Below are 21,700 nucleotides of genomic sequence, written 5' to 3' on the forward strand. Positions count from 1 at the left end.
ATTTCTGATCTAAGATTTTCAGCGACACAAACAAAGTGGTCTTGCTGCTCAACCGTCAACGGGTTTTCACCACTCACCTGCGAATCCACATTAATAGAGGTTGCCGTTGAGAAACGGAATGATTTCTCAATCAAACAACTATTAACACCGTCCAAGCCAGCAAGTACCTTGGAGAGCCCTTTAGCACCACCGCTTAGCGGTAAGCGCTGGCCCGATAACTCATCACCACTTACGCCCGTTACACCGTAAAGCGTACCCGTCGTTTTAATCGCTACACCTTCAATACCTGCAGGGCCTAAGCCTTTTTGCGTGGTGCGGAAGCGACCCATATTGTCGTAATCTTCCATAACCGATAGAGGGTTGATAATCTCAGCATGACAACTTTCACAAGCATCCGTTGTTGTATCATCAGTACCCGCCAAATAGTTAGTTTGAATGTTATAGAATTCCCAAGTACTTAAGTCGCCTTCAGCTTCACGCTCTTGGGCGCGGGCAACAGCGGCATCACGCTCTTGCTGTAAAGCTCCAGCAGTAGGTAAAGGAATGTTATGGCACAGCATATCTTGGCGAACATGTACGGCGCGATGAATAGGTGAGGTACGGTCATCGTGCGCATTAACCACCATAAAAGCACCCGTGGTTAATATGCCGCCACGCTCATTTGAAGCACTAGTATCTACTGGTGCAAACTGCATGTGCTGAGCACCGCCACCAGCTAAGCCGTAGTAGTCAGACAATGTTTTATCCAACATGGCCACATCGCCTTTATAAAAACCCGAGAACGGATCGCTGCCATAAAAGAAGTGACGGTATAGCGCTCGAACTTCGCCCGACATTGACGCTTTAATCTCGTCGGTTAAGATCGCGGCATCGCGTTGCTTAGAGGTTACTCGGTCAGTACGTAACCACACACCAGCAAAGCGGCCAACTTGCTCGGCACCTAACGCGGAATCCAACATACGGTCGATTTGAACCGTTAACTTAGCCTTGTTATTCAAATCACCGCGACCTGCAGCATCCAACAACTCACGATCTGGACCGGCACCGGTATAGATGTAAGCTAGTGCAGAAGCGTACTCGAATGGGTCAAGAACATAAGCATTCTCGTCCGCCAGTAATAGTGGGTCACCCTGCTCAACCACAACAGGAGCATTGTCATCGGCCATTACAGCAGCGCCAACGGTTACATCGCCAATGTGAAGATCTATATCGTTACCTGGCGTGCCGTAGGGCATTTGACCCGCGTCGTTATTAAAAGCGATAGACAAATCCTGATTACCATTAAGGCCTGTCACTAGGTACTTATACGTTATTGCGTCATAGGTCTGAACCATTTCAGCGGCCACCATAGTCGCGCCAACGCTAACCTCCATTAAGGGCCACATCATTTCCAAATCATTCGCCTTAACGGTAATCGATACCAGAGCAGGATCAGGGAAGCTAAATTGCTGACTAGAAGTACCGTTGGTATACATGTTGTAGCCAAAGCCATCAAGCGCAACACCATCACCTTTAGTGCCGAAATTTGCACCGTTAACGGTGACTGCACCCGCACCAAAGCTATAGCCTTCAGCGCTGCCAGTACCCGAATTAGAACCGCTATCACCACCCGTTAAGAAGTCCGGATCGTTTTTAGCAACGCCAACCTGCACACCCAATTCAGAGCGATATAAAAATTGAGGACTCATCAAAACAGAATGGAATGCCCAACGAAGGCCTGAATCACTGCCTGTAATCATCTGCGTGTAACGCTGACGCTCTTCAGCGCTTAACGGGCGACGGAAGGCCAAATAAGCAAAGTCATTCATAAACGCATTAGCGCACTGTGCAGACTGCGTATCGGCGCATGAGAAAGGCCATGCATTTTGATTCGCTACCGCCCAATCGGCAATTTTTGATGCGTTTTGATGGTAGGTTTCCATACGACCGTAAGCAATGGTCTCTTTGGCATGATTGGGCATATTGGCAATATTCGAATCGCCATCAACAACCAATAAAGCGTCATCAACCGGCGCATTAAACAACGCACGTACCGAGTTTTCGTACTCAAAAGAAGTCAACACCTTCATGCTGCGCTGGCCGTAATAAACAGGGTCGTCTGTTTCGCAAGTTAACGAAGCCTCTTCAATGTCTAGGCCATTGAACTGCCACAGATAAGCGGCGATATCGGCTGAGCATTGCGCATCACAACCACCAGCGGCATTTTTATACATAACTTCACGGATATAATCCGCCAAGCCATCAGCGCTGTTTGCGTAATTGCCATTGGTATAGGTAGGACTATCGAATTTGCCAACGATAAACTTATAAAACAAGCCTGTTTTGCTTACACCAAAGCTACCGTCGTCATTTATTGAATGGCAACCTTCACAGCTCTTCGCATTAGTACTGAACAACATTTCACCTGTTGCAGCATTACCCACGATATCGCTTGGCGCTGCGCTGCTTTGCGCCTGTGAGGAAAGCGATGAACTAGAAACCGCAACGTTAGAAGAGCTTTCGGTCGAAGTGCTCGATACCGCAACTTGAGAACTGCTCATAACATCTGAGCTTGAACCATCACCGGTCCCGCCGGTACATGCCGCTAACATAGCCGCAACTAGACATAACGATAAACTTCTATACATCGTAATTCTCCAAAATAAACTCCAAATTTTCATTTTTAAACATGGGCTAACAAGGCGCCAACAACCTTTTGGAAACGCAACAAATAATGCGCCTGTTCGCAATGCATTCATAATGAAAGAGTTCAAGATTTAGTCAATCCAGCACAACCTTATTTATCTCAAAGCTGTGAGCTTTTTAACAATAAGATCAAAAAAAGATCCAGCCCCCCCACCACCAAAATACCAACCAGATCACATCTGTAAAATTAATCGCCAACCAAAACCTCTTTATAACCACCCATTATTAGAGCCACCTCATTCAAGTAGCTCCCGTGCAGTCAATCTCTTACAGATCATTGCTTTGTAAACGCTTTCTCAATGCCCATTCATTCGGCTAGAATGGCGCACAGCTCACTTTGGGGACGTGGTACTCTTAATTTATGAGGTTCGCGTAGCTTTTTAGCAGCAGACCAACAGCTCTTGGTAGTAATGTTCACTTTTGGTAAGTAATGAGGCTTTGATGGAATTGGTATTAACCGTGGTGCAAGCGCCGCCCGACACGCAATCACAAAACCAACAATATGTACTCACAACAGCGGGGGGTACAATTGGCCGCGCCGAAACCAGCGCTTGCCACCTTCCCTGCCCCGACCGTGTAGTGTCATCACAACATGCCGCCATTCAATATCAAGGCGGCCAATTCTGCTTGGTAGATACCAGTAAAAACGGCACTGAACTGAACGGCAACCCCGCGCCAAAATCGGATGGAGCGCCGCTTACAAATGGCGACATCATTCAGTGTGGGCGATTCCAACTATCAGTCACGCTCAGCAGCGGTGAAATGGCCGCGCTACCGAAAGGACTGGGTGATGCCGACTTTCTCAGCAATGCACCCGCACTAAGTGCTGCACCAGCCTTTCCCGCCATTGCAGCAGCGCCCAGCGGTGGCTTTGCATCGTCAAACGATGCCTTTGCGGAAAGTATGGCTAGCCCCGTAAGTGATTCGCTGGACGATTGGCTAGGCAGCCCATCCGCTAGTTCGCCCGCGCCCACACCGACAGCCAACACTCCGGCAATCGCGGGGGCCATTGCTGGCTGGGGAACAGTAGCCGAAAAGAAAAAAGAAGATGTATGCCCGATAGAAGCCTTTGGTGGCGACGACCTCGTTGAGCCCGAGCGTGACATCTTTGGCAACCCAATAGGCGGCCATAAGGAACCCGCCGAAGACTTATCCGCCCCAAGTACTAACGCCTGGGAAGATGATGAATGGTGGAAAGGCGAAAGCGCTATTAGCCCTTCACCGGCCTCCTCCGCACACATTCACATCAATCCTGTTAGCGCGGCACCCACGGCTATGCCATCACCAACGCCAATCCCCAAACCTAGCTCAGCTCCCACATTTGCACCAACAGCCACAGATGCATTTGCTGGCTCGCACCAGAATATTGATGCGAGTAATATTGATGATGTCTTAGGCTTTGGTAGCGCACCCGCAGCCCCCGCAACCAACATGAAAATCGAACCGGCTTTTCCAACAGAAACGCCACAACAAGCGGTGCGAACACCGCCAGCACCCACCACAAACGAAGGCAGCGCGCAGGCGAACTCCAGCTTCGGCCGTGATTTGGGCGTTAACCCCAAAACTCAGCTCCCCGAACAAGAACTTCAAACGATCAGCGCCAAAATTATTAGAAACACTATCACCCGCCTAATGGAATTGATAAAAGCGCGCACCAACATCAAAAATGAACTGCGTGTGCAGCACACAACCCTGCAAGCACAAGACAACAACCCACTAAAATTTTCAGTAACATCGGATGATGCGATTGGTGTACTGTTCAGCGAAAGCCGCAGCACCTCGTTTATGGGCCCCGATGAAGCCATTGAAGATAGCTTCGATGATTTATCCGACCACCAAATGGCGGTTATGGCGGGCATGCAAGCCGCTTACGAGCATATGTTTAAGCAATTCAGCCCAACCAAGCTCGAAGCATTATTCAATACCAAAGGCGGCCTGCTCGGCAATAAGCGCGCCGCAAACTGGGAAGCCTTCCAAAACCACTACCAGCGCTTAATCAACGACAGAGAAGCGACCTACAACCAGCTATTCGGCCAATCATTCGCCAAAAACTACGAACAACGGCTTGCCGAATCCAAAGGCCAGCGCATGGTACGCACTCCGAATCACGGCGAACAATAAGCCGTTAATTACAGTAAAAAAATTATTTTAAATACTTTCATTAATCGTGATACAAAAGGCTTTGATATGAGACACCCTAGTTTTCCGCGTTGGATTAACTTCAAAATCGTTATTCTCGTTTGTCTGGGGGTCGCTTTAGCTTCATGCCAAACATCACGCAAAGCTCTAGACCTTGAAACTATTGCCACTTTAGATATCTATACCGAAAGGGATGTGAACCCTGACGCCGATAATCGCGCCTCACCTGTCGTCGTGAAAATATTTAAACTCACTGATGATCGCCGTTTTAAGCGCGCCGATTTTTTAAGCCTTTATGAAGGTGCCGATAATCGCTTAGGCGATAATTTGCTGGGTGTCGTAACGCTAAAAGAACTCGCACCCGGCGAAGTTCGCCAAGAAGTGATTAAACTTCCCGATGGTGCTCGTTTTATCGGTATTATGGCCGAGTTTTCAAATTACACGAACGCAAAGCCTTTATTGGCCTTAGAAATCGTTCCGCACAGCAACAATAAATATGAAGTGAGCTTGAGCAAAGCCTCAATATCACGCGTTGAGCGTTAATTAGCACTCAACAGCGACACATAAGCCACGCAGGCACACACCAATTAGACAAACCGTAAGGACAGACTCGATGTCGTTTGATAATAAAGTGATTTGGTCTGAGGGAATGTTCCTCAGACCCCAGCATTTTCAACAGCAAGATAGATACATAGATCAGCTGCTGAAAAATGCCCTCACCCTCAGCCAAGAAAACCTGTGGGGCATTCAAGATATCGCCATCGATAGCGAGTTATTACCGCTAGGTAAAGTTTCTGTCACTAATATTCGCGGCGTATTTTCGGACCAAACAGCGATAAACGCGCCCGATTCACAAACACTGCCCGATATCTACACGATCCCAGAAAATACACGCGACACTATCGTGTACTTGTGTTTACCACTGCGCCGCCCGGGCACGCAAGACTCCATTTCTGATAGCGATGAAGCACCCAGTGCTCGCTACCAAATGTTTAATTTTGATGTGCGCGATAGCACATCAACCGCAACAGAACCCGTACGTATTCAAATCGGTAAGCTACGCACCTGCCTCAAACTCGGTAGCGACGACCTAAGCGGTTATAGCACAATCGGCATTGCTAAAATCTTAGAGCACACCGCCGGAAACCCAATAAAGCTAGACCCCAACTTTATTCCGCCAACTATGTTTTGCAGCTCCTCGGTGCAGCTTTCGGCTTACCTTGAAGAAATCGTGGGCCTGCTTAAACAACGCGGTGATGCGCTAGGCAGTCGCTTAAGTGATTCTGGCCGCAGTAACTCATCAGAAATTGCCGATTACTTACTGCTGCAAATCATCAATCGCTCCGAGCCCTTTTTAGAGCACCTGCGATCACGCCACCAGCTCCACCCTTTGCAACTTTTTGGCGAACTTTTACAGCTGGCCGGCGAACTATCCACATTTTCAAGCACCACAAAACGCCCAGATCCAACACCGCGCTATCAACACAACGACTTGCAACAGAGTTTTGCCGAGCTATTCCAATCACTGCGCCAATCACTGAGCACCGTACTGGAACAATCGGCCATCGCGCTGAATTTAACTGAGCGAAAGTTCGGTATTCACGTAGCGCCTGTAACCGATCCATCACTGATTCGCACCGCCAGCTTTGTACTCGCGGCTAAAGCGAGCATGCCCACTGAAATTTTACGTAGCCGCTTCCCTTCTCAAGCGAAAGTTGCACCGGTAGAAAGTATTCGTGAATTAATTTCATCGCAAACGCCCGGCCTACAAATGCGCACACTGCCTGTTGCACCGCGCCAAATCCCCTACCATACCGATTACGTTTATTTCGAGATTGAGCGCTTCGGCGACCTATGGCAAAGCATGCAACGCTCTGGTGGCTTTGCTGTTCATGTCGGCGCAGAATTCCCCGGCTTAGAAATGGAACTATGGGCAATAAGGTACTAAATCATGAGCGATAGCCCTTTTCACAACAACAGTGGCCAAAACCATACCGTACTGGTGCCGCGTCCAGGTGCAGCAACTGTAGTGCCCGGTGGAGCACAAGGGGCAGCGGCGCGCAGCCCTATCACCCCTAATATTGTGACCCCATCTCACCAACACAATGATGGCCCTAAAGCCGAAGCAAACTCACTGCCTTCTGCTGCCTTAACGCTGCTATCACTGGTTGCGAACCTGCAAGCAACCCCCATGCACGATAACGTGCCCAACTTGCACAAGCACATTACCGAAGAGATCAAAAACTTCGAACGTACGGCCAGCACTGTGGGCGTATCGCAAAACACGTTGCTCGCAGCACGTTATTTATTGTGCTCGGCGTTAGACGAAGTTGTGCTCAATACCCCCTGGGGAAGCCAAAGCGGCTGGAGCCAGCATTCGCTTCTGAGCCTGTTTCACAAAGAGACTTCGGGCGGTGAAAAATCTTTTGTGATTTTGCAAAAAATGATGGAAGCGCCAGGGCAAAACATCGAAATCCTAGAACTCTTCTTTCACTGTTTTAGCCTCGGTTTTATGGGGAAATATCGCTTCAACCGCAGCGGTAAGGCCGAGCTAGAGCAAATACAAGATAATCTCTATGCAACGTTACGTGCACACAGGCCAGACTTCGAAAGTGATCTCTCGCCCAACTGGCAAACCAGTACCAACACCAAGCCAGGCTTAGCCAAATACATCCCGCTGTGGGTCATTATTTGTATTGGGCTTGCCGTTTTAGTGATGAGCTTTAGTGGTTTTCGCTATTGGCTTTATCAGTCCAGCATACCGGTGAATCAAACCATAGAAACCGAAATGCACGACAGCCAACCCTCCAACAAGCCACGAAAATTTACCGACTAACACGCGGTTATCACCACGTAGCTAAAACGTAAAACCAGGAAGCCATCGCTCGCTTTTCACGGATACTTGTATGAAATCGTTTTTTAAATTTATTACCAATAAATGGGTTATCGGCATTATTGGTTTAATCGCTTTTTCTTTCTTTGTTTGGCTAGTCGGAGACTTTGTTAAATTTGGAGAGGACAACGCAAGCCTTAGCAGTACACATCGCATTATTATTATTGTGCTGGCATGGATTATCTGGCTCACGTGGATGATCAGCCGCGCCTTATTCGAACGCAGCCAAAACAAACAGCTCTTCAACAGCATCGAACAGCAAAAAGGCGACGACGACGGTCTATCTGCCAGCGATGAAAAATCCATGATGGAAGCCGACGAACTCAGTGGTCGCTTTCAAGATGCACTACAAAAACTACAAGTATCACGTTCGTCAATTTTCGGCAGTTCACGCAGCCTTTATCAACTGCCTTGGTACATTATTATTGGCCCACCAGGCTCAGGTAAAACAACCGCACTGATTAATTCCGGCCTAGAGTTTCCTCTCGCCGATGCTACCGGCGAGCATAAATTGAAAGGTGTAGGTGGAACCCGTAATTGCGATTGGTGGTTCACTAATGATGCCATTCTTATCGACACTGCAGGACGATACACCACTCAAGACAGCCATAAAGTGGTCGATCAATCATCATGGACAACCTTTCTCGACCTACTGAAAAAATTCCGTAATCGCCGCCCAATCAACGGGATATTACTGACCGTTAGCCTACAAGACTTAATGCTCAGCACACCAGAGCAGCGCCAACTACAAGCCAAAACACTGCGTACTCGTATTGATGAAATTCAAAATCATTTAGGCATTCGCGCGCCTGTTTACATGATGTTAACCAAGGCCGATATGATTGCAGGCTTTAGTGAATTTTTTGCCGGCCTATCCAAAAACGAACGCGATCAAGTTTGGGGGATGACGCTATCCCTAACCGCTGAACAACCCGCCAGCATGTTTCGCCATGAATTCAGCCTATTGATAAAACGCCTTAACCAGCGTGTTTTATCTCTGGTTAATAACGAACGAATCATTGCACGTAAATCGCGCATTCAAAACTTCCCTCAACGCATGGCCGAACTGAGCGAACCCTTACACGACTTCATCTACCAAACCTTTTCCGCCAACCGCTTTGGAACAACCCCGTTACTACGCGGCGTATATTTATCCAGCGGTACGCAAGAAGGCATGCCCATCGATAGAATGATGGCGCATATGAGCTCGGCCTTTAACGTTAAAACAGCCGCTAGCGCACAAGAAAACACAGGGAAAAGTTTTTTTGTTTACACTTTATTTAAAGATGTGATTTTTCCTGAATCAGAATTAGTAGGAAGTAATGTTCGGGTTGAACGCTTTATTAAGTGGGGCCGCCGCGGAGCCATTGCTGCAATACTGGCCACCATCGTCGGCTCCATTACGGTTTGGACAACTGCCGTGGGGCAAAACAAATCCCTGCTCAACACCGTTGATGCGGCAGTAAAAGAGCATGATCAAGCCGAGAAAAATGCAGGTCAAGGCATCGAGCAATTACTCGCAGCGCTTAACCCTTTACGCAAAGCCAGCAATGTCTACAACCAAAGCGAGCAATCCTATTTAAGTGGTTTGGGGCTTTACAGTGACGGTGTTGATGAAGCCGCCGACACGCTCTATCAAACGAAATTAAATACACTACTACTGCCCTCGTTTGCAAAATTATTAACGCGAGAACTGCGCACAATGCCCGCTGATGATGCGCGCCTGCTCAGTACACTAAAAATCTACTTAATGCTCTTCAACCCCGAGCATCAAGATAACGAGCAAATCACGAGCTTCGCTCAAGATTACGCCATCAGCAACCTGCCCGTCACGGATGAGCAACTGCTGCAGTGGTTAGAGCACCTCAAACAATTATTAGAGCAACCGCTCACTACCGATTTACCCATGGACGAACTCACCGTTGCCACAGCGCGCCAAAAGGCACTCCAGATTCCACCGGCTTTGCGTTTATACGATGCCATCAAAACATCACCTCAATTTTCACAGCCCGTAGACCTCTACCGCCAAATGGGTGGGGATACATTTCTCTTATTTGGTATCTCCAATCAGTCGCCACTCTTTAAAATGCCAGCAGCATTTATGAAGTCAGGCTTTGACAAAATGGATCTGTCTATCGAATCACCACTGGCCGACGGTTATTTTAATCAACATTGGATATGGGGCTCAGAACAACAAAGTTTGTCTGAAAAACAAAAGCTGGAAGTGGCAGAACAGTTAGAGCGATTGTACTTAACCGACTACGCCAGCCAATGGCAAAACTTGATGAATGGGTTAAACCTTAACGAGGCCAAAAACCTCAACCAGCTTTCAGATCAGCTGTATGAGTTATCGAATCCAGCATCATCGCCATTAAAAGCCATTATTGAAATCGCCAGCAAGAACACTAAATTTACGAATATTATTGACGGCGTAAAAGAAGAGAACGTCCGCGTTGGAGTCATGGGTACCAAACCAATAGTCTCTGCTGCGCAAATTGCTCGCTCTGCCAAGTCAAAAATATCTGGCGCCTGGAACGATACCCAAACACGTAACTTAGTTGAGAAACAATTTACAGAACTACACGCGCTCACAGTAAAAAGTGAACGTGCGCCCGCGCCACTGGATGATTATTTAGCGGTTATTGGCGAACTCAACGAATACTTATTGGGTATTAGTGCAAGCCCCGACCCTGATGAAGCAGCATTTAACGCTGTGCAAAAACGCTTTATGGGCCAAAGCGATGACCCTATTCGCAAGCTGCAACTAAAAGCAAAACATGCGCCGCGACCACTAAGTGGCTGGCTCAACAACCTATCTCGTAATTCATGGCAGTTGCTCGTCGGTTACAGTAAACGTCACCTCGACCGTGCATGGCGCTATCAAGTCGTACCCGAGTGCCAAAAGACGATAGACAATCGTTTTCCTTTCACGCTTACAAGTAGCTTAGATACTCACGCCATGGCGTTTAATGACTTCTTTGGCAATAGCGGCTCACTGCAAATGTTTTTTGATCAATACCTGACAGATTTAATTGATCAACGCCGCTGGACCCTCAAAACCGTCGACGGTATGACATTCCCAATCAGCCCATCCACGTTACGCCAATTAGAGCGCGTACAAAGTATTCGCAAAGCCTTCTTTAGTGGCGGCGATGTGGCATCCGCTCAGTTACAGGTAACGCCATCAAAACTGTCGTCGAATGTGCGCCTATTCACCCTTGAAATTGGCGGTACACCTATGTCCTATTCGCACGGGCCGCGCACACCCAAGAATATTCGCTGGACCTTAGGTGAAACCACGCGAGCACGCATACTCTTTGAAGATTTAGACGAAGCCATTCATCAAATGCAATACGATGGTGATTGGGCTTGGTACCGTTTAATCGCAGACATGAAAAATAGCCCTTCAGGCCGAATTGGTGCGCGCAAAATCACCTTCAAGCAAAACGGCCATGATGCCATTTACCAATTTGTGAGCAATAGCGGCGAAGACCCTTTAGACATGACACTTTTTACACGTTTTAAATGTCCAGAATCGCTTTAAGGAATTGACTGTGAATAAATCGTTAGGTTTTTTTGGTAAGGTCCCCGCGCACGGGGATTTTATCGAACGCGGATTACCACAACCGTTTGTCAACGCGATGGACGAATGGCTGCAAGGCGCTATTGCCTGTAGCCAAGGCGCATTGGGTAATGACTGGCTGTCCAGCTACCTCACCTGCCCCTTATGGCGCTTTGGTTTTGGTGAAGGTGCCCTTGATGAAAAACAATGGTTAGGCGTCTTATGCCCCAGCGTAGATAGCGTAGGCCGTTACTTCCCACTGGTTATCGCTACACAATTGAAACATGGCAATATTTTCGCAGCCTTCCAGCGCAATAGTGCATGGTTTGATGCCGTAGAAAATTTAGCGCTATCCGTGCTTGAGAACGGTTTACAAGCCGATGAAATTGAAACGCAGCTGAATATGATTTCACCCATAGAGCAAGAAGATAATCAGCCAAGTAAAATCGAACAATATGGATGGCTAGTGAACGGTAATAGCGCAGAAGCTTATGGGCATTTACTGAGCGCGAGCCATACGCAATCGGCCGTGAGCTTGTGGGAGACGCGCGGTGGTGAAGCCCAAAACGCAACGACCTTCATAGCGAAAAGTATGCCGCCAGCACACTATTACACCCTATTTATAACCGGCCGCTGGCAACTACACCAGAATACATTTTAATGTAAGCCATCGCCCTCATCACATATGGACTTTGTCTGCTTGTCGCCTGAATAGCTATTGCCTTATCATGCGACGCAGTCCTCACCATAAAGATGACTCCGGTACCCTTATTGCGTAACAGCATTTAATCTCCGGTGTTTACACCGCACAATTTATTTACAAGGAAAAGCATCGTGCCGCTTGATTACATCATTGACCTTGATCAGCTACTCGCCCCTATATCAGAAGAGCAACCCCACGGTACCGACATCCGTGAAGATCGCTCTCCGACCTCTAGCTATTACCGGATCAAAGATGCACGCAACGAAGGCCGTGCCGCCGAAAAGTCGTCTATTCTAGACCCTGATGTAGATACGATTACCCCATGGCAAACAGTTATTAGTGAAGCTGAAAATATTCTAACCAGCACAAGCAAAGATATAGAAGTCGCTTGTTGGTTGATTGAAGGCATGATTCGCCTGCATGGATTTCCCGGCTTTCGCGACGGTCTCGTACTGCTCGATAAAATGGTTGATCAATACTGGGACAACCTTTATCCAGAGCCTGACGAAGACGGTATTGAAACGAAAGTAATTCCAATAACCGGCCTCAATGGTGAAAGCGGTGAGGGCACACTACTAACACCAATGCGTAACGCCCTGCTATGCGACCCCTACACCGACACCCCCTTTACCTTTTGGGAATATCAACAAGCCCATGCAGCAGATAACATCCCCGATGCCAAAGAAAAGGCAAACCGTAACGATGAGCTGGGTTACAACCTTGGCGCAATTCGAAACGGGATTCTAACCGGAGACGGGAAGTTTTTTACCCAGTTCGTAGAGATGCTAGAAGAGGCCCAAAGCGCCTACCAACACCTTGGCGAATCACTGCGTAAGCATTGCGGCCCCGACACCCCGCCCAGTAGTAACATCAGTAACCTACTGGATGAAATTATCCGCACCTGTAAATTTATTTTCAAAGATAAATTAGTTGTCCCAAGAACAGAAGAAGTTGCACCCGAAAGCTCTGCCCCCTCGGCTGCAGAAGCGACAACCCAATCGGTAAACACGGGTCAGTTAGTCACTACGGTTGTTCGTGAAGGCGCAATTATTGATAGAGAAGACGCCCTGCGTCGCCTAACCGATGTGGCCGAATATTTTCGCCGCTATGAACCCCACACCCCCATTGGCCCAGGTCTTGAGCGGATGATTAAGTGGGGCCGCATGACCGTAGCAGAGCTTATGTTAGAACTACTGCCTGATGCCCAAGCCAAAGGAATCTATTCGCAACTGACGGGCGTCATGCTCGACGGCTCGGATACCCAAGCTTACGTTGCTCCGCCAGTAACCGCAAAACCTACAACACCGGGCACGGCAGCAGAGCCCGCAGCCAAATCTAATGGCGCGGCAGAACCCGCAGCCGCAGAGAAAAAGTCCGACTGGTAATACGGTAAATTAGTCAAAACACAAACGGTAACGCACGTGGTAACATGTGCCGCCAAGTAATACTTGAAACTTAGTTTTTTATAAACGCAACGTGCGCTTTCGCGCAGAAAAAGGAGACTCAAATGTCTGAAAGCATCCACAATAAATTGAAACGCGTACGCAAGCCGCGTGTACATATCACCTATGATGTCGAAGCGAGCGGCGGAAGCGCTGAAAGGGAACTCCCTTTTGTAGCTGGCGTAATGGGCGATTATTCTGGTGATAACGCCGCTATTCGCAAGCCGCTTAAAGAGCGTAAATTTGCTCAGATCGACAGCGAAAACTTCAACGATGTAATGGGTAAAGTAAACCCAACTCTCGAATTGCAAGTGCCTAACACTTTAGCTGACGACGGCTCAAAGATGTCTGTTGATCTCGACTTCAAACAAATGGACGATTTTTCTCCAGAAGCCATTGTTGATCAAGTAGAGCCGCTTAAAAACTTATTAGCCGCACGTAACAAGCTGCGCGATCTAATGAGTAAAGCCGATCGCTCTGAAGACCTCGAAAAGGTTCTGGAAGAAATTCTTCAAAATACTGACAACGTTGCCAACCTTTCGAAAGAACTAGGCTTGGATAAAAAAGATGGGGAAGCTGAATAATGAGTAACGATGCCCTTGAAACAAGCGCAGAAGCCGGCGCAGAAGCTGCCGAAGGTGCTTCAGTAAGCTTACTTGAGCAAGCCATTAGCGCAACAAAGCAAACCTCTCCCGACGAAACCCAAGACCTGATCGCGAACTTAACCGCGCAAGCCCTTAAAGGCACGATCACTTGGGATCGCAGCTTAACCAATACGATCAACAAAGCGATTATCGCTATTGATCAAGCGATGTCTAAGCAATTGAGCGCAATTTTACACCAAGAAAAATTCCAAAAATTGGAAGGCTCTTGGCGTGGTCTGCACCACTTGGTCACAAACTCTCAAACCGGTAAATCATTAAAGATTCGCATGCTTAACGTCAGCAAAAAAGAGCTGTCTCGCGATCTAGAAAAAGCCGTTGAATTTGACCAAAGCCAAACCTTTAAACGCGTCTACGAAGATGAGTTTGGTACTGCCGGTGGTGAACCCTTCTCAACCTTAATCGGTGACTTTGAATTCGGTAACAACCCTGTTGATATCGACTTACTCACCAACATGTCTCACGTTGCAGCCGCTGGCTTCTGCCCGTTTGTAACAGCTGCGGGTTCTGAGATGTTTGGTTTTGACGAGTTCACCGAACTCACTAAACCACGCGACCTTGCCAGCTCCTTTGAATCACAAGAGTACATCAAATGGCGCAGCTTCCGTGCCAGCGATGATTCGCGCTTTGTTTCTTTGGTTATGCCGCGCGTTTTATCTCGCACCCCTTACGGCGCTAACACTAACGCCATTGAAGCCTTCAACTTCGAAGAGTTTGAAGTTGATGAATCAGGTATGTCCAAGCCCGCCAAGCACAGCGAATATTGCTGGTCTAATGCCGCTTACGTTATGGGTACTACATTGACCAGTGCCTTTGCTGAAACCGCGTGGTGTACAGCAATTCGTGGCGCTGAGGGCGGCGGTAAAGTTGAAGGCTTACCCACTCACTTGTTTAAAAGTGACGACGGTGATGTCGATCAAAAATGTCCAACCGAAATTGGCATTACCGATCGCCGTGAAGCTGAGCTATCTGAAATGGGCTTCTTGCCTTTGTGTCACTATAAAAATACCGATTACTCTGTATTTTTTGGCGCACAAACCGCTCACGACCCTAAAGTGTATGGCGACCCGAATGCAACGGCAAATGCCAGTATTTCTGCCCGTCTGCCTTACATCATGGCAACCTCACGTATTGCCCACTATCTAAAAGTAATGGCACGTGACAAAGTTGGCTCATTCATGCAAGCCAGTGAATGCGAGCGTTGGTTGAACAAGTGGATTTCGCAATACACTAACCCCAACCCAGACGCCAGTGCCGACATGAAAGTCAAGTACCCACTCCAAGAAGCGCGCGTTGAAGTTAAGGAAATCCCTGGCCAGCCAGGTGCTTACAATGCTGTGGCATACTTGAAACCTTGGTTACAAATGGAAGAGCTTACAGCGTCTATGCGCTTAGTAGCCAACATCCCAGCCAAGAGCTAAGTCTAAATAGGGGCAAGGTTTCCACCCTGCCCCTATTCTTTTACCTCGCCACCATTTTTACAACTTTTGCAATTCAATACCCTGCGGCCAAAAACCGCGCTGACCGAGATATTGCGATTCACAAAGATGTAAAAACATAAAGCCCTACTTGCTATGATACCTTCAAGCCAAGACATAAACGCCGTTGATAACTCGCTGATCAACAATGAAAGTATCACAGACTACAACACTCTTTTTTCGACTAAAAACACCTCTAGCACAGCAACCATTCAGCATTTTATCGAAGCAACATCAGATCGAGATGCACTAGAATTATGGACCAAGCTTTGCGGTATTAACGAAAAAACATGCCCTTTAATGAATTTGCTTACCCAGCAAATTGCCGATATTGACGAGTTAATCAACGAACAAATTAACGTCATCATGCACCACAAACGTTTCCAAGAAATGGAAAGCCGTTGGTTGGGATTATGGCATTTGGTTGAGGAGTCAAGTCACGCCAAGAATATTAAAATCAAACTCCTCGATGTCAGCTGGCGAGACCTTTGCCGCGATGTCGAGCGGGCATCTGATTTTGAACACACACGCCTTTTTCACCTGGTCTACAATCAAGAATTTGGCATGGCCGGCGGTGAACCCTATACCGTATTAATCGGCGATTATGCCGTAGCACACAAGCCAACCAAAAATACGCCACACGACGACGTCTACACACTACAAATGATGTCGCATATTGCCGCAGCCTCTTTTGCACCTTTTATTTGCAGCGCCGCACCAGAGCTTTTTGGTATCGATAACTTTGAAGATCTCAATCCTCAAATTGAATTCCGCCAGATTTTTTCACACCCTGAATACATTCGCTGGAATAGCTTACGGGCACAAGAAGACTCACGCTTTGTCGCCCTTACGATGCCCTCAGTATTAATGCGCCAACCCCTTAATACACAGTTTTCCGCGTGGGGTAATTTTCGCTTTCAAGAGCATTGCGAAGGCAACACCAATCAAAAATTTTTATGGGGCAATAGCAGTTTTGCCTTTGCAACAATACTTATTCGTGAATTTGCCGATATCGGCTGGTTCTCTCATATCCGAGGGGTCCCACGCGACCACGAAGGCGGCGGCCTGCTCACGAGTTTTTCGGCACCACACCACACCGTTGATTCAACACCAACGCGCACTAAAAGTGTAACGCCAGCCATACTCACCGATTCAATGGAGCGACAACTGTGTGAACTTGGGTTCGCCACCCTTGCACAGGGCTATGACTCACCCTATGCCGCATTCACCAACTGTCCATCCATTCAACAGCCCCATAACTATGGCAACAAGTCTGCCAATGCCAACGCACGTATTAGTAGTATGTTGCAGCATATTTTATGCGGCTCTCGTTTCGCGCAATACGTTAAAGTGATTATTCGAGAAAAAATCGGGTCATTCAGTAGCGCCGAAGATTGCCAGCGCACGCTGCAAAAATGGTTTGATCAATACACCTCCGGTCGTGATGACATGGGCTGGGAAATGCTAGCGCGCAAGCCCTTACGACGGGCCCGTGTTCAGGTCATCGAAACCCCAGGGCAAATGGAAGTGTATCAGTGCGTTATTTATTTAAAAAACCACTACACAGTCGATCATCTTGTTGCAGAACTTAAGTTATCCACGTCTATTAATAAAAATGCAGTGGGGCAAAATTGATGAAAGCCAGCGATAAAAAGCAGCTACTTGCTCCGTTAATGGACAGACTCCTAAACGACAGTAAAACCTCTACGTACGCTCGCCCTCAAGCGGTCATAGCACAAATACGCGAAAGTGTAAGGCGCGACCTAGAGTCACTATTTAATTCCCGCTCTTGCACGCACTCACCCGCACGAAAACATACGCATTTACAAAAATCACTGCTGAACTTCGGACTGCCCGATCTAACGACCATCAACTTCTCATCAAAAGATGACCGCAAGAACTTTTGTAACCAAGTAGAATCAGTGATTAAACATTATGAGCCCCGCGTGAAATCAGCCAAAGTGAGCATCGGCGATAAAGTCGACGTAGAAGATCCTACTATTCGTTTTCGCGTAGAAGCTGTTTTGCATGTAAGCCCATCGGACGAAACCATTGTTTTTGACTCCGCTTTTAACCCGATTAGCCAAGCAGTCGATATCTCAGAAATATCCTAATGAGTAAAACTTAATGACGGACAAGTTACTCCAATACTACGAAAAGGAACTGGCGTTCTTACAATTGTCAGCCAGTGAATTTGCGCGTAAACACCCCGGCGCTGCCAGCAGTTTGCAGATTACTGAAGATGCCATCAACGACCCTCTGGTTAATCAATTGGTCTCTGGTGTAGCCTACATGAATGCACGCATTCACCAAAAGCTGGACGACGACCTTCCTGAGCTGAGCGATGGCATTTTAGATACGCTATACCCACATTATCTACGCCCAATTCCATCGCTCAGTATTGTGCAGTGCCCGCCACTTGAAGATCTCGATAAAATACATCGCCTGCCAGCACAAACAGAACTGCAAACCGACAACGACGCCCACGACACCTGTAAATTCACAACCAGCTATCCTGTCGACATTAGTCCCTTTAGCGTAGATAGCGTAAAACTTGTACAAAAACCATTTATTGCTCCAGGGTCAAACAGCGCCCCCAACGCTGATGCCGTATTAAAAATTAGCCTGAAAACGTTCAGCGAAGCAATCACCTTTGCCGATCTCGAGCTAGATTCGCTACGCTTCTTTTTAAAAGGCCCCAAGCAACACACGCTACCACTCTACGATTTAATGTTAGCCGAGTGTGAATCCATCATTATCGCCCAGTCCGACTCCGATAATGAATATCGTCGACTACCTACCGACAACCTACAGCCTGTCGGCTTCAATAATGACGAGGCATTACTGCCCTTTCCGGACAATTCATTTAGTGGTTATCGGCTACTGAGCGAGTACTTTGCGCTACCGGAAAAATTCCTCTTTATCGACATTAAAAATCTGACTGAAATAGCACAAAATATCGATGGCGATAAGCTCTGTTTATACTTCTACCTCAAACGCCATGATGACGAGTTAGAACACCAAATATCACCGAGTATGTTTGCACTTAACTGCACACCGGCCATTAATTTGTTTCCACATACGGCCGACCCGATTCGTATCACTCACACGGAATACACTTACCCCATAGAGCCCGATGCGCGCCACCACAATTCGCTAGAAGTCTACTCTGTCGATGCCGTCGCAAGTATTAATGACCGCGGCCACAAAACAGATTACAACCGTTTTTATGGCACCAACCACAAGCAAACAAAAACATCGGCCTTTTGGTTTAGTAAACGCAAGGAAGTCACCGAAGGCGAGCACGGCAATGAATACGCCAGCGAAGTGGAGTTAGGCATTGTCGATTTAGACTTCAATCCTTGCGATATCAACAACCAAGCACTCGAAATCAAATTGCATTGCAGCAATAGAAATCTACCGAAAAAATTACCCACCAGTAATGGCCAGCCTTACCTCAGTATTGTTGAAGGTAGTGCGCCTATCGAGAATATCCGTTGCGTTGTACCTCCCACCGAAAGTATTCGCCCACCGCAAGGCAAGCGCGCTTACTGGCGTTTAATTTCGCACCTGAACTTAAATCACTTATCCATTACTCAGGGCAATAGCTCACTAGAAGCACTCAAAGAAATTTTGAGGCTGTACGACTTTAAAGATTCAGCCAGTACCCGTAACCGCATCGAATCAATTCAGGAAATAAAAACAAAAGCCATTACCGCCCCCATTCAAGTTGATGGCACCATTGCGCTGTGTCGCGGCACTGAAATTGTTTTAACACTGGACCCGCTCATGCTCAACGGTGCCAGCATTTTAGCTTTCGCCAATTTATTGAATCATTTTTTTGGTTTGTACTGTTCGATTAATTCATTCACCAAGCTCAGTATTAAGCTGTCAGGTAAGGACGGAGTGCTCTACAAATGGCCACCACGCGCCGGCGAAAAAGCCTTAGTGTAATTGAGCAGCTAGTTCAAGAACCTTACCGCTTTAATTTTTATCAAGCGGTACGGACGATTGAACATGCTGCCGTTAAAGCACGGCAAACGGATAATACCGTGAGTGCACCGCTATCCCTGCAGGCTCCGCCTTCGCAGGAATTTTTGCGTTTCAAAACACGGCAACAATTATCTTTTTCGCCTGCCGATATCGTCAAAGTTTTTCAAGACGATAATAGCGAGGCCGGGCCACACGCACCCGAAAGCCAATGGCAAATGACTACGGCTTTTATGGGACTTACAGGCTCGCAGGGCGTATTGCCCTACCATATGAGCGAAACAATCCTACGTGAGCTCAAACACAAAAATACGGGGCTGCACGATTTTTTAGAGATATTTAATCACCGCGCCATCACAATGATGTACAAAGCCTGGGCCAAATACCAAATCCCCATTAGCTTTGAAACCCATAAAATTCGCGCACGGCGCGGCAACGACAGCGCAACCCACGCACTGCTTTCACTGATGGGGCTTGGCTTGCCTTCACTGCAATACCGCCAGCCCTACAGCGACGAAAGCTTAATTCCGCTTTCAGGGTTTTTATCACGCAGCACCTGTACAGCAAGCGGTCTAGCTAGCATGATTAAGACGCGCTTTGGTTTTTCTGCCGAAATAAAACAGTTCACCGGAACCTACAGCGAGCTCACCCCCGATATTATGACGCGCCTGGGCTCGCAGAATAATGCACTAGGGCAAAGCACCTTTTTAGGCTCAAAGTGTTACAGCTGCACCGGTAAATTTACTGTCGCCCTTAAACCGAACAATCACGACGAATTTGATTCGCTAGCCCCCGGTTCACCGATGGTACGTGCATTAATTTCGTTTATCCGCCAAGCGTCAGGACCTGAATTGATTTTTGATTTAGATGTATCCCTCGCCGGCGAAAGCATTACCAACACCCAGTTACACCAAACACGTGAGTACGCACCCACTCTCGGCTGGAACACTGTACTTGGCACTGCTGATAAAGCATTATCTTCACTATCCGTGCGCATGTCGTCGGAGATTACACCACCAGATGACACGCTGCCCATGGCCAGCTAAACCTGAATGACACAAGGAAACCTTTATGATTAGTATTGATCTAAAATCGCTCGTAAATAAAATGTCGCCCTACTTGCGGGATTCGCTAGAAGGCGCTGCAGGCATTTGTATTTCTCAAGGCCAGTTTAGCGTAGAGCTAGAGCACTGGGTCTTAAAAATATTAGACCAAACCGATAACGACCTTTATCAATTATTATCAGCGCACGATGTAAACCCATCGCACCTAGCCAAACAATTGGCCGATAGTATTGCTCGTTTTAAATCAGGCAGTAGTCGCCCTGCGGCATTGGCCCCCTCAATTGTCGAAGCCGCTAAAAATGCTTGGATGCTTGCCTCGGTTGATTTTGGCCACGACGCCATAACTTCCGGTCACCTCATCACTGCACTATTATTAGACGACACCCTAAAACGTCAGATTACCGAATCTTGCCCAGAACTCGCCAACATCCCTGCAGAATCTCTGCGTAATGGCGCACGTGATGCCTACGGTCAAACCGGCGAAAGTAAACGCGCAGGTACTATTCAATCGGCACCTGGCAAAGCCGGCGGCATCTCAAACAGCAAAACGCCCACGCTCGATAAATACACCATCGATTTAACCGCCAAGGCCAGAACCGGGAAAATGGATCCCGTGCTGGGTCGCGACGAAGAAATTCGTCAGTGTATGGATATCCTCACACGCCGCCGCCAAAACAATCCCATTCTTACCGGTGAGGCCGGTGTGGGTAAAACAGCGGTAGTCGAAGGTTTAGCGCAACGTATAGCCGAAGGCGATGTACCCGCCGCACTACAAAATATTGCATTGCGCACACTCGACCTTGGTTTATTACAAGCCGGCGCCAGCGTGAAAGGCGAGTTCGAAAATCGCCTGAAATCAGTTATCGAAGAAGTACAGTCTTCACCAACTCCCATTATTATCTTTATTGACGAAGCCCATACGTTGATCGGCGCTGGCGGTAAAGAAGGCCAAGGCGATGCCGCAAACTTATTAAAGCCGGCTCTTGCGCGTGGCGAATTACGCACCATTGCCGCCACCACTTGGGCGGAATATAAAAAATACTTTGAACGCGACCCGGCATTAACCCGTCGCTTCCAAGTTG

15 protein-coding genes are annotated in these 21,700 nt (G+C 47.7%); 14 read left to right on the forward strand and 1 reads right to left on the reverse strand.

What is annotated here, in order from left to right:
* On the reverse strand, nt 1-2,627 hold a 2,627-nt coding region (locus AC3A8L_RS08675; protein ID WP_487961846.1), incomplete at its 3' end, for a DUF1592 domain-containing protein.
* A gap of 499 nt (nt 2,628-3,126) precedes the next feature.
* Between AC3A8L_RS08675 and tagH the strand changes: the two genes are divergently transcribed.
* From tagH to AC3A8L_RS08745, 14 genes are all read left to right on the forward strand, one after another.
* Nucleotides 3,127-4,806, forward strand: a complete 1,680-nt coding sequence (gene tagH, locus AC3A8L_RS08680) for a type VI secretion system-associated FHA domain protein TagH (protein ID WP_487961847.1) — start codon at nt 3,127-3,129, stop codon at nt 4,804-4,806.
* A gap of 66 nt (nt 4,807-4,872) precedes the next feature.
* Nucleotides 4,873-5,367 (forward strand): type VI secretion system lipoprotein TssJ, encoded by a 495-nt coding sequence (gene tssJ, locus AC3A8L_RS08685; protein ID WP_487961848.1) that lies wholly within the window; start codon nt 4,873-4,875, stop codon nt 5,365-5,367.
* 70 nt (nt 5,368-5,437) lie between these two features.
* Entirely contained in the window at nt 5,438-6,772 is a 1,335-nt protein-coding gene (gene tssK, locus AC3A8L_RS08690; RefSeq protein ID WP_487961849.1) for a type VI secretion system baseplate subunit TssK, read from the forward strand.
* Nucleotides 6,773-6,775: 3 nt separating this feature from the next.
* Entirely contained in the window at nt 6,776-7,660 is an 885-nt protein-coding gene (icmH, locus tag AC3A8L_RS08695) for a type IVB secretion system protein IcmH/DotU (RefSeq protein WP_487961850.1), read from the forward strand.
* Between the two features lie 70 nt (nt 7,661-7,730).
* Nucleotides 7,731-11,261, forward strand: coding sequence for a type VI secretion system membrane subunit TssM (gene tssM / locus AC3A8L_RS08700; protein ID WP_487961851.1), 3,531 nt, complete (start codon nt 7,731-7,733; stop codon nt 11,259-11,261).
* Between the two features lie 10 nt (nt 11,262-11,271).
* Nucleotides 11,272-11,940 (forward strand): type VI secretion system-associated protein TagF, encoded by a 669-nt coding sequence (tagF, locus tag AC3A8L_RS08705; RefSeq protein WP_487961852.1) that lies wholly within the window; start codon nt 11,272-11,274, stop codon nt 11,938-11,940.
* A gap of 173 nt (nt 11,941-12,113) precedes the next feature.
* Nucleotides 12,114-13,367, forward strand: coding sequence for a type VI secretion system protein TssA (gene tssA / locus AC3A8L_RS08710; protein WP_487961853.1), 1,254 nt, complete (start codon nt 12,114-12,116; stop codon nt 13,365-13,367).
* Nucleotides 13,368-13,489: 122 nt separating this feature from the next.
* Complete coding sequence (gene tssB / locus AC3A8L_RS08715; protein WP_487961854.1) at nt 13,490-14,008, forward strand: type VI secretion system contractile sheath small subunit; 519 nt, start codon at nt 13,490-13,492, stop codon at nt 14,006-14,008.
* Entirely contained in the window at nt 14,008-15,507 is a 1,500-nt protein-coding gene (gene tssC / locus AC3A8L_RS08720; RefSeq protein ID WP_487961855.1) for a type VI secretion system contractile sheath large subunit, read from the forward strand. The genes tssB and tssC (AC3A8L_RS08720) overlap by 1 nt, the downstream gene beginning before the upstream one ends.
* Nucleotides 15,508-15,660: 153 nt before the next feature.
* Entirely contained in the window at nt 15,661-17,199 is a 1,539-nt protein-coding gene (gene tssC / locus AC3A8L_RS08725) for a type VI secretion system contractile sheath large subunit (protein WP_487961856.1), read from the forward strand.
* On the forward strand, nt 17,199-17,678 hold the full coding sequence (tssE, locus tag AC3A8L_RS08730; RefSeq protein ID WP_487961857.1) for a type VI secretion system baseplate subunit TssE: 480 nt from the start codon (nt 17,199-17,201) through the stop codon (nt 17,676-17,678). Before tssC (AC3A8L_RS08725) ends, tssE begins: the two co-directional genes overlap by 1 nt.
* A 13-nt stretch (nt 17,679-17,691) precedes the next feature.
* Nucleotides 17,692-19,518, forward strand: a complete 1,827-nt coding sequence (tssF, locus tag AC3A8L_RS08735; protein WP_487961858.1) for a type VI secretion system baseplate subunit TssF — start codon at nt 17,692-17,694, stop codon at nt 19,516-19,518.
* On the forward strand, nt 19,482-20,600 hold the full coding sequence (tssG, locus tag AC3A8L_RS08740; RefSeq protein WP_487961859.1) for a type VI secretion system baseplate subunit TssG: 1,119 nt from the start codon (nt 19,482-19,484) through the stop codon (nt 20,598-20,600). The genes tssF and tssG overlap by 37 nt, the downstream gene beginning before the upstream one ends.
* A gap of 25 nt (nt 20,601-20,625) precedes the next feature.
* Nucleotides 20,626-21,700 (forward strand): AAA family ATPase (locus tag AC3A8L_RS08745; protein ID WP_487961860.1); only part of this gene is annotated, 1,075 nt, incomplete at its 3' end.

This window comes from Marinagarivorans sp., from assembly GCF_982758155.1.